Origin of the sequence: Dolichospermum sp. LEGE 00246, assembly GCF_015207865.1 — a bacterium.
GTDB lineage: Bacteria > Cyanobacteriota > Cyanobacteriia > Cyanobacteriales > Nostocaceae > Dolichospermum > Dolichospermum heterosporum.
This window is the reverse complement of the sequence record NZ_JADEWA010000660.1, coordinates 1-2,042: the sequence shown is the minus strand read 5'-3', so window position 1 is coordinate 2,042 and position 2,042 is coordinate 1. Positions and strand designations below refer to the sequence as shown.

Below are 2,042 nucleotides of genomic sequence, written 5' to 3'. Positions count from 1 at the left end.
AAGGGTAAGAGGCTTAATGATAGTAAGTAGCATTAAGCTGGGCATGGAGTGAGAAAGTGGAACTTCGTAACGGGACTGAAAGAAAGAGAAAATTCGATATGATTAAAAAATTAATTGTTCACAAAAGCAAGAAATGAGAGAATCACAATAGAACAAGTAGAGGAATCTGTTGTGAAATTAAAACCCCAAGAAATAGAAATTCAAAACATAGATCATCTAGGGATAGTAGCAGGGATGATAGATTCAATCGGAATAGTAGAAATAATAAATGAATTAATAGGAGTTGAAAAAGACGAGAAAGTAAGTGCAGGTCAAGTAGTAAAAGCCATGATAATAAACGGGTTAGGATTTGTATCGAAACCCTTATATATGTTTCCCCAATATTTTGAAACAATCGCCTGTGAACATCTAATAGGAGCAGGAGTAAAACCAGAATATCTCAACGACGATAAACTGGGGAGAGTTATGGATAAACTATTTATCAAAGGATTGGATACACTATTTTTTATCATAGCCTTAAAAGCAGCACAAAAATTTGGAGTATCACTGTCAACGTCGCATTTAGACTCATCATCAATACACGTGCATGGGCAATATAATACAAGTTTACCAGAAGTAATATTTGAGAATCAAAAAGTAGGAAATAACCAAGAATTAGAAGAATTAGCAGTAAAATCACCAAAAGAGATAACCATCACCTACGGTTATTCCCGTGACCATAGACCAGATTTAAAACAATTCATCATAGAAATGATATGTTCAGGAGATGGAGACATACCAATATTTTTAAAACTAGCATCAGGAAACCAAACAGATTCATCATGCTTTGGTCAAATAGCAGTAGAATATCAAAAACAATTAGAAGTTAATAGTCTCATCGTTGCTGACGCTGCTTTATATACAGAATCAAACCTGAAAATGATGTCAGAATTACGTTGGTTATGTCGAGTACCATTAAGCATAAAAGCAGCAAAATCATTAATATCAACATTACCAGAATCAGAATTTATTGATAGTACAATACCAGGATATAAATTAGCATCAAAAACCGAAAATTATGCAGGGATAGAACAAAGATGGTTAGTAGTGCAAAGTCAAGAAAGAAGAGAATCAGACCTGCGTAAGCTCAGACAAAAAATTACCAAAGCAGAATCAAAAGCTGTGAAAGATTTGAAAAAGTTATCACAAGAGAGATTTGCTTGTGAGGCTGATGCTATCAAGGCATTATCAAAATTATCAAAACAATTCAAATATCATCAAATTAACGAAATTTTGGTTACTCAAATCAAATTTAAGACAAAAGATTCTTCAGAAGAAATATCTTACCAAATATCAGCTACAGTTTCCGAAAATGAAAGTAAAATTAATACAGAATTGCTGAGTGCAGGACGTTTTATTATTGCTACGAATGTTTTAGATTCAAATGAACTTAGCAATGATTCCATGCTGAGTGAATATAAAGCTCAACAGTCTTGTGAGCGGGGGTTCGGTTTTCTTAAAGACCCATTATTTTTTGCAGACAGTATTTTTCTCAAAAGTCCTGAGAGAATAGAGTCTCTGGGAATGATTATGGGTTTATGTCTACTGGTTTATACTTTGGCTCAACGTCAAATTAGAAATGCTCTGAAAGATTCTAAATCAACAATTAAAAATCAATTAGGTAAAGCAACTGACCGTCCTACTTTACGCTGGATTTTTCAATGCTTTCAGTGTATTCATTTAGTTGAATATAACAACGAACAACACGTCTCTAATTGGACTCAAGATAGGGATTTTATTCTGAATCTTTTACCAGATGATTGTTTTCATTACTATCAATTAGCCACTTAATTCTTCTCTCCATTAATTTAATTAATATCAGATTTAGGAGCTAATCTGTTTGATTTATTGCTCTATTTTACTATGTCTATAATTTCGTTTTTTACTTCAATTTATTAGTCTAACTTATAATCTGTATCTTGAATATCTTCATTTATTTATCTTTTTCTCCCTCTGGGTGGTGTTCATTCTTGTTGCTCCTTATTGACAATGGGTTTTGATGC

Annotated in this window: 1 protein-coding gene; it reads left to right on the top strand. The window is 32.7% G+C overall.

Going from position 1 to position 2,042, the window contains the following annotated elements:
- Positions 1-171: 171 nt before the first annotated feature.
- Positions 172-1,830, top strand: a complete 1,659-nt coding sequence (locus IQ228_RS25235) for an IS1634 family transposase (RefSeq protein WP_193964882.1) — start codon at positions 172-174, stop codon at positions 1,828-1,830.
- Positions 1,831-2,042 lie beyond the last annotated feature (212 nt).